The organism is Enterovirga sp. (genome assembly GCF_035325185.1).
GTDB lineage: Bacteria > Pseudomonadota > Alphaproteobacteria > Rhizobiales > Beijerinckiaceae > Enterovirga.
On the sequence record NZ_DAOLAJ010000136.1, the window covers coordinates 1 to 7,279 of the forward strand.

The window sequence follows — 7,279 nt, forward strand, 5'->3', positions numbered from 1 at the left end:
CGAGCTTGGCGAGGCGCTGCGTGGCGATGACGCCGGCAAGGCCGCGCTTGCGGCCCCGGCACATGAGGTTGGTCATGGCGCCGAGCGAGAGCCGCCGCGCCTCGTCGGAGACCTCGCCCGCCGCGGCGGCGGGGGCGAAGAGCTGCGCCTCGTCGACCACGACCAGGACCGGATACCAATGGTCGCGCTCCTGGTCGAAAAGCCCGCCGAGGAAGGAGGCGGCGGCCCGCATCTGGCCGTCGATCTCGAGCCCTTCGAGGTTCAGCACCACCGAGACGCGGTGCCGGCGGACCCGCGCGGCGATGCGGTGCAGCTCGGCCTCGGAAGCCGCCGCGTCCACCACGACATGGCCGTGCGCGTCGGCGAGGGTGACGAAGTCGCCTTCCGGGTCGATCACCACCTGCTGCACATGCGGGGCGCTCTGCTCCAGGAGGCGGCGCAGGAGATGCGACTTGCCGGAGCCGGAATTGCCCTGGACGAGAAGGCGCGTCGCCAGAAGCTCGGCGAGGTCGATGCCGGCGCTCGCTCCGCTCGGGCCCCGGCCGAGATCGATCAGAAGGGTCATGCCCCCGCTATAGCGCGGGACGGCAGGGCGGGTGGCGCGCGCCGGGCGATTCCCACAGCGGAGTTGTCCCGCCGCCGGGGCGGCGGCGGGCCGGGAATGCTACTTGCCCCAGCGCAGGACCATGGCGTCGCGCTCGCGCGCCAGCTCGATCAGGCCGGCCTGCGCGGCGGGATGGGGCAGGGCGAGCGGATGGCGCATGGCGTCGGACTTGATGACGCCGCCCTCGCGCATGAGGATCTTGGCGCTCGCGATGCCGCATTGGCGGTTCTCGTAGTTGATGAGCGGCAGCCAGCGCTCATAGGCCCTCATCGCGGCCGGGCGGTCGCCCGCCACGAAGGGGTCCAGGATCTGGCGGATGCCGTCCGGGTAGCCGCCGCCCGTCATGGCGCCGGTGGCGCCGGCATCGAGATCGGGCATGAGCGTGATGGCCTCCTCGCCGTCCCACGGACCCTCGATCGCGTCGCCCCCGAGTTCGATCAGCGTGCGCAGCTTGGTCGCCGCGCCCTGCGTCTCGATCTTGAAATAGGAGACGTTCTCGACCTCGCGCGCGAGCTTCGCGAGATAGGCCGCCGGGAGCGGCGTGCCGGCCACCGGCGCGTCCTGGATCATGATCGGGATCGAGATCGCGTCGGAGAGCTTCTGGAAGAAGCTCGTGACCGCCTCCTCGGGCACGCGGAAGGTGGCGCCGTGATAGGGCGGCATCACCATCACCATGGCCGCGCCGAGATCCTGCGCCCGGCGCGAGCGCTCCGCGCAGACCGAGGTCGCGAAATGGGTCGTCGTCACGATGACCGGCACGCGCCCGGCGACATGCTTGAGCGAGGCTTCGGTCACCTGGTCGCGCTCCTCGTCGGAGAGCACGAACTGCTCGGAGAAATTGGCCAGGATGCAGATTCCGTGCGAGCCCGCATCGATCATGAAGTCGAGGCAGCGGCGCTGACCGTCGAGGTCGAGCGTGCCGTCGGCATGGAAGATGGTGGGAGCAACCGGATAGACCCCTCGATAGGGACGCTTGTGACTCATTCCTGGACCTCGAAAAACGCGCTTGGGAAAAGAGGAGGGGCGCGCGCATGCCCCGGAAAAGGAAAGATCAGCGGCGGACCCACGGCCCGGTGCGGCGGGAAGATGCCGGGCGCGAGTGACGGCTGGCGCGCGGTGCGGGCAGGGTGTCGGCGGTCACTGTCTTCCTCCCTCGCTTCCGGGCCGTCTTGTTCTTCGTGTCGGAGACTACCCAAGCCGAGAGCGCCCGGGAAGGCAACCGCATTCGACGCTTTTGCGGCTGCGGGGCCTCAAAGGCTTCGCAGATAGGGAGCCGGTTTCTGTCCCAGGATCCGCCAGGTGCCGGCGAGGCCGAGCCCCACCGCGACCGCGACCGCGACCAGGGCCGAGAGGGCCGCGCCCGCCGGGTCGGGCGTGAAGTCGAGCCTCATCACGCGGGAGACGACGAGGGCGCCCGCGGCGGTCCCGGCCAGGATGCCGAAGAGCGCCGTCGCAAGGCCCAGCGCCCCGTATTCCGCGAGATAGGCGAGGAGCAGCCAGCGCCGCGTGGCGCCGAGCGTCTTCAGCACCACCGCGTCGTAGAGGCGCGCCCGGTGTCCCGCCGCGAGAGCGCCCGCGAGGACGAGAAGGCTCGCCGCGAGCGCGACCGAGCTGGCCGCCCGGATCGCGAAGAGAAGCTGAGAGACGATCGCATCGACGGCCTCGAGCGCGTCCTTGACGCGCACGCTGCTCACGGCCGGATAGAGCCGCGCGGCCTCGCGCAGGAGCCGCGGCTCCGCCTCCGGCGCCGTGCCCTTGGGCAGGGTCAGGGTCATCAGTTCCGAATGCGGCGCGCCGGCGAAGGTGGCGGGCGAGAAGACCATCACGAAGCCGATCCCGACGCGCCGCCAGTCGATGCGCCGCAGATTGGCGATGCGGGCGGTCAGGGTGCGCCCGAGGACGTTGACGGTGATGGTCTCGCCGAGGCTCAGGCCGAGCCCCCTGGCGATTTCCGCGTCGAGCGAGACGAGGCCCGGCGCGCCGTCGCCCTGCCACCACTCTCCCTCGACCAGGGTCGAGCCCTCCGGCAGGTCGGCCGCGAAGGTGATGCCCCGGTCGCCGTCGAGCACCCAGGCCGCGTTCGGTGCGGCCTTTGCCTCGGCCACCGGCACCCCGTTCAGGGCGGTGATGCGCCCGCGCATCATGGGAACCGATTCGATCGCGCCGCCCGGCGCCTCGCGCGCCAGGAAGGCACGGAACTCGCCGGCCTGGGCGCTCGGGATGTCGATGAAGAAGAAATTGGGCGCGCGCTCGGGGAGGGTGCGACCGATCTCGCGGCGCAGGCTGGTATCGATGGTCGCGAGCGTGACGAGCAGCGTGATGCCGAGGCCGAGCGACAGGACGAGGGAGGGCGTGAGCGCGCCCGGCCGGTGGAGATTGGCGACGGCGAGGCGCAGGAGCGGCGTCGGCGCCTGGGGCAGTCGGCGCGCCACGGCCATCAGCGCCAGCGCGACCAGCCGCAGCAGCACGAAGGCGCCCCCGGCCGCCGCGACGAAATAGAGCGCGATGCGCTTGTCGTAGGCTGCCGCGACCGCGAGGCCGACCAGGGCGAGGCCGGAAGCGGCCGTGCCGATCCGGTAGGAGAGGGGGGCCTTGTGCGGATCGGGCGCGACGCGGTCCCGGAAGAGGCCCGAGACCGGCACCGCATGGGCGCGCCCGAGCGGTGCCAGCGAGAAGGCGAGGGCGGTGAGGAGGCCGTAGAGCAGGGCGAGGCCGAGATCGGCGGGCGAGATCACGGCCTCGATCGGGATCGGCAGCGCCCGCGCGAAGGCGCCCGCGACGACGAAGGGGATGGCCGCGCCGAGGGCGAGCCCGAGCGCGATGCCGAGCATCGCGATCATCAGCACCTGGGCGAGATAGATCGAGACGACGCGCCGCCCCGTCGCGCCGAGGCTCTTCATGATGCCGATGGAGACGCGCTTGCGGTCGACGAAGGCCGAGACCGCATTGGCCACGCCGACGCCGCCGACCAGGAGCGCCGTCAATCCGACCAGCGTGAGGAACTGGGTGAAGCGCTCGATATCGCGCTTGAAGCGCGGATCGGCATTGTCGCGGGTGCGGATTTCCCAGCCGGCCGCCTCGTCCGGCAGGGCGGTGCGCAGGGCCTCCGCCACGGCGGCGGGCGAGCGCGCCGTCCCTTCCGCCCCCTGCGGAAGGGTGAGCCGGTAGGTCCAGCGCACGAGGCTGCCCGGCTGGACGAGGCCGGTCGCCCGGAGCGCGTCGAGCGACATCAGGAAGCGCGGCCCGAACCCGATTCCCGCCGCGATCTTGTCGGGCTCCGAGGCCAGCCGGCGCGCGAGGACGAACGTCGCGCTTCCAACGGTGAGCCGCGCGCCCGGCGCGATGCCGAGCCGGTCGAACAGGGTGGGATCGGCGAGGGCGCCGAAGACCTCGCCCGGCTCGGCCCGGCGGGCAAGCTCGGCCTGGAGGTCGCCCGGCGGGTCGAGCACGGCCGCGCCGACCTCGGGATAGGTGGGCCCGACGGCCTTGGCCTCGACGAGCACGGCGCCCGCCTCGCCCGCATTCGCCATGGCCCGCAGCGTCGCGATCCGCGAGACTTGGCCGTAGCGCGCGAGGACGGCCAGTTCCTCCGGCGTCGCCTCGCGCTGGATGAGGGAGAGCGCGAGATCGCCGCCGAGGATGGCACGGCCCTGCACCGTGATGCCCGAGACGAGCGAGCGCGCGACCGAGCCGACGCCCGTGATGGCCGCGACCCCGAGCGCGATGCAGGCAACGAAGACGGCGAAGCCCCGCAATCCCGCCCGCATCTCGCGGAGCGCGAGCCGGAGGGACAGGGCAAGGCCCGGCGCTTCCGACTTTCCGGAAGGAGGAAGAGTGCCGTGCATCAGGCGGCGTCCTGCGCCCCGGTGGGGGCGTCCGCCTCGGCGATCCGCCCCGCCCGCAGCGGCACGGTCCGGTCGCAGCGCCGGGCGAGGGCGAGGTCGTGGGTGACGAGGACGAGCGTCGCGCCGCGCTCGCGCTTCAGGCCGAGCAGGAGGTCGGCGACGGCGCGCCCGGTGGCCTCGTCGAGATTGCCAGTCGGCTCGTCGGCGACCAGCACGGCCGGGTCCGGCGCGAGGGCGCGGGCGATGGCGACGCGCTGCTGCTCGCCCCCGGACAGCTGCGAGGGATAATGGTGCAGCCGCTTGCCGAGCCCGACGATGGCGAGTTCCTCCTCGGCGCGGCGGAAGGCGCCGGGGCGGCCGGCCAGCTCCAGGGGCAGCGCGACGTTCTCCAGCGCGGTCATCGTGGGCACGAGGTGGAAGGACTGGAAGACGATGCCGATGCGCGCGCCGCGCACCCGCGCCAATTCGTCCTCGCCGAGCTGCGTCAGATCCTCGCCGTCGAGGAGCACGCGTCCGCGATCGGGGCGCTCGAGCCCGGCCATCACCATGAGGAGGGTCGACTTGCCCGATCCCGAGGGGCCGACCAGCCCGACCGCCTCGCCCTGCTCGACGCCGAGGCTGATTCCCTTCAGCACCTCGACCCGCGCCGCGCCGTCGCCGAGGCTCAGCTCGACGTCTTCGAGCGCGATGATCTTGCCCGTCATGCTGCGGCACCTACTTGTCGGGAGCGGGATCGATATGAAAGACGGCGCGATGGCGGCCAGGCGGCAGGACAAGGCATATGGACCAAGGCGGGCCTTCCTCCAACAAGGCTGCGGCATCGTGGCCGCGCTTCTGCTGTCGGCCGGGAAGACGAGTCTCGCGGCGGCAGGGGAACGCATGCTGAAGCTCGTGGCCCTCGGGGACAGCCTGACGGCCGGCTACCTGCTTCCCGAGGCCGATTCCTTTCCGAGCGTGCTCCAGGCGGCGCTCCGGGCGCGGGGCCATCGGGTCGAGATCGCCAATGCGGGCGTCTCGGGCGACACCTCCACGGGGGGCCTCGCCCGCGTCGACTGGTCGGTGCCGGAGGGGACGGATGGCGTCATCCTCGAACTCGGGGCCAACGACATGCTGCGCGGCCTCGATCCCGAGGTTACGCGAAAGGCGCTGGAGGGCATCGTCTCGCGCCTCGCCGCGCGCAACATCCCGGTGATGCTCGCGGGGATGTATGCGGCCCGCAATCTCGGCCCCGAATACCAGCGGCGCTTCGAGGCGGTCTATGCCGATCTCGCGCAACGCCACGGCCTCGTTCTCTATCCCTTCTTCCTTGCGGGGGTGTCGGGTGGCCCGCCCCGGCTCGCCTTGCCGGATGGCCTCCATCCCTCGGCGGAAGGCGTGCGGGTGATCGTCGAGCGCATCCTGCCGAGCGTCGAGACCTTCCTCGGGCGGCTGGGCGCGCGCTAGAATCAGGCGCGCCGGACTTGCCGTCCGGGGCGGTTGGCCTTATGGGAACGCCACTTCGCGGGCCTTCGGGCTCGTTTTCGATTCCGACAGCTTGGAGAGGGTCCCGGGTCCGCGCGGCTCGGCCCGCGATAGCGCCATGAAGATCCGCCACTCGCTCAAGTCGATCCGCGGCCGCCACCGCGACAATCAGCTCGTGCGCCGCAAGGGCCGCGTCTACATCATCAACAAGACGCAGAAGCGCTACAAGGCGCGCCAGGGCTGACGCCCGGACGGTGCGCCCCCGCACCGTCTTCCTGCCGCCCGCGTGCCAGCCTCCGTTTCGGACGGAGGAAGATGCGATGTGGGCATGCCTGCTGAGATGGGTCGGGTTCGCTCCCCGGGGCGAGGCCCGGCTTTCGCGCGTTCCGGCGCCTTCGGTCGAGCGCCAGCAATGGACCGGCACGATCCTGTCCACGGAGACATATCGCTGAGGCGGATGCCCGGGTTGCCAATCCGGGCGAGGGGCGCTTAGACCGCCTCGCGGCCGACCCGCCGATGTTCCGCGGTCGGCGAGGGGGCGCCATGGCAAGCCACAAGATTCTCCTTCTGCCCGGCGACGGGATCGGCCCCGAGGTCGCGCGCGAGGTGGGCAAGATCCTCGACGTCCTGTCGGCGGGCGGGGCCGGCCGTTTCGAGACCGAGACCGACCTTGTCGGCGGGGCCTCGATCGACGCCCACGGCAAGCCGGTCACGGATGCGGCCGTGAAGCTCGCCAAGGAGGCCGATGCCGTGCTCTTCGGCGCGGTGGGCGGGCCGAAATGGGACGCGGTGGCCTATGAGATCCGGCCCGAGGCGGGCCTCTTGCGGCTGCGCAAGGATCTCGGCCTCTTCGCGAATCTGCGCCCGGCCATCTGCTACGGCGCCCTCGCCGACGCCTCCTCGCTCAAGCGCGAGCTGGTCGAGGATCTCGACATCCTGATCGTGCGCGAGCTGACGGGCGGCGTCTATTTCGGCGAGCCCAAGGAGATCGTGACGCTCGAATCGGGCGAGAAGCGCGCCGTCGATACCCAGATCTACACGACCGGCGAGATCGACCGGATCGCCCGCGTCGCCTTCGACCTCGCGCGGACCCGCCGCAACAAGGTCTCCTCGGCCGAGAAGCGCAACGTCATGAAGTCCGGCGTCCTCTGGAACCAGGTGGTGACCGGGGTGCACGCGAAGGACTTCGCCGATGTCGAGCTGGAGCACGTGCTGGCCGACAATTGCGCCATGCAGCTGGTCCGCCGGCCGAAGCAATACGACGTCATCGTCTGCGACAACCTCTTCGGCGACATCCTCTCGGACGTCGCGGCGATGCTGACCGGCTCGCTCGGCATGCTGCCCTCGGCCTCGCTCGGCGCGCCCGACG

At 71.6% G+C, this 7,279-nt stretch carries 7 protein-coding genes; 3 read left to right on the forward strand and 4 right to left on the reverse strand.

The annotated features are described in order from the left end of the window. From PKD06_RS17710 to PKD06_RS17725, 4 genes are all read right to left on the reverse strand, one after another. On the reverse strand, window positions 1–565 hold a 565-nt coding region (locus tag PKD06_RS17710; RefSeq protein ID WP_324382452.1), incomplete at its 3' end, for a DUF87 domain-containing protein. 99 nt (window positions 566–664) lie between these two features. Further along, window positions 665–1,588 carry a dihydrodipicolinate synthase family protein gene (locus tag PKD06_RS17715; RefSeq protein WP_324382454.1) on the reverse strand — a complete coding sequence of 308 codons (924 nt, stop codon included), beginning with the start codon at window positions 1,586–1,588 and terminating at the stop codon, window positions 665–667. Window positions 1,589–1,854: 266 nt separating this feature from the next. After that, window positions 1,855–4,449 carry an FtsX-like permease family protein gene (locus PKD06_RS17720; protein WP_324382456.1) on the reverse strand — a complete coding sequence of 865 codons (2,595 nt, stop codon included), beginning with the start codon at window positions 4,447–4,449 and terminating at the stop codon, window positions 1,855–1,857. Then, window positions 4,449–5,153: an ABC transporter ATP-binding protein gene (locus tag PKD06_RS17725; RefSeq protein ID WP_324382458.1), complete on the reverse strand. Its 705-nt coding sequence runs from the start codon at window positions 5,151–5,153 to the stop codon at window positions 4,449–4,451. Before PKD06_RS17725 ends, PKD06_RS17720 begins: the two co-directional genes overlap by 1 nt. A gap of 175 nt (window positions 5,154–5,328) precedes the next feature. On the opposite strand from PKD06_RS17725, the gene PKD06_RS17730 reads away from it, so the two are divergent. From PKD06_RS17730 to leuB, 3 genes are all read left to right on the forward strand, one after another. Continuing rightward, window positions 5,329–5,892, forward strand: a complete 564-nt coding sequence (locus PKD06_RS17730; protein WP_324382465.1) for an arylesterase — start codon at window positions 5,329–5,331, stop codon at window positions 5,890–5,892. A 136-nt stretch (window positions 5,893–6,028) separates the two neighbouring features. Next, window positions 6,029–6,154 (forward strand): type B 50S ribosomal protein L36, encoded by a 126-nt coding sequence (gene ykgO, locus PKD06_RS17735; protein ID WP_324382461.1) that lies wholly within the window; start codon window positions 6,029–6,031, stop codon window positions 6,152–6,154. A gap of 299 nt (window positions 6,155–6,453) precedes the next feature. Beyond that, window positions 6,454–7,279 (forward strand): 3-isopropylmalate dehydrogenase (gene leuB, locus PKD06_RS17740; RefSeq protein WP_324382463.1); only part of this gene is annotated, 826 nt, incomplete at its 3' end.

Coding starts and splice junctions, on each gene's coding strand:
- ykgO (WP_324382461.1), top strand. CDS start 6,029: ATGAAGATCCGCCACTCGCTCAAGTCGATCCGCGGCCGCCACCGCGAC.
- PKD06_RS17725 (WP_324382458.1), bottom strand. CDS start 5,153: ATGACGGGCAAGATCATCGCGCTCGAAGACGTCGAGCTGAGCCTCGGC.
- PKD06_RS17730 (WP_324382465.1), top strand. CDS start 5,329: ATGCTGAAGCTCGTGGCCCTCGGGGACAGCCTGACGGCCGGCTACCTG.
- PKD06_RS17720 (WP_324382456.1), bottom strand. CDS start 4,449: ATGCACGGCACTCTTCCTCCTTCCGGAAAGTCGGAAGCGCCGGGCCTT.
- PKD06_RS17715 (WP_324382454.1), bottom strand. CDS start 1,588: ATGAGTCACAAGCGTCCCTATCGAGGGGTCTATCCGGTTGCTCCCACC.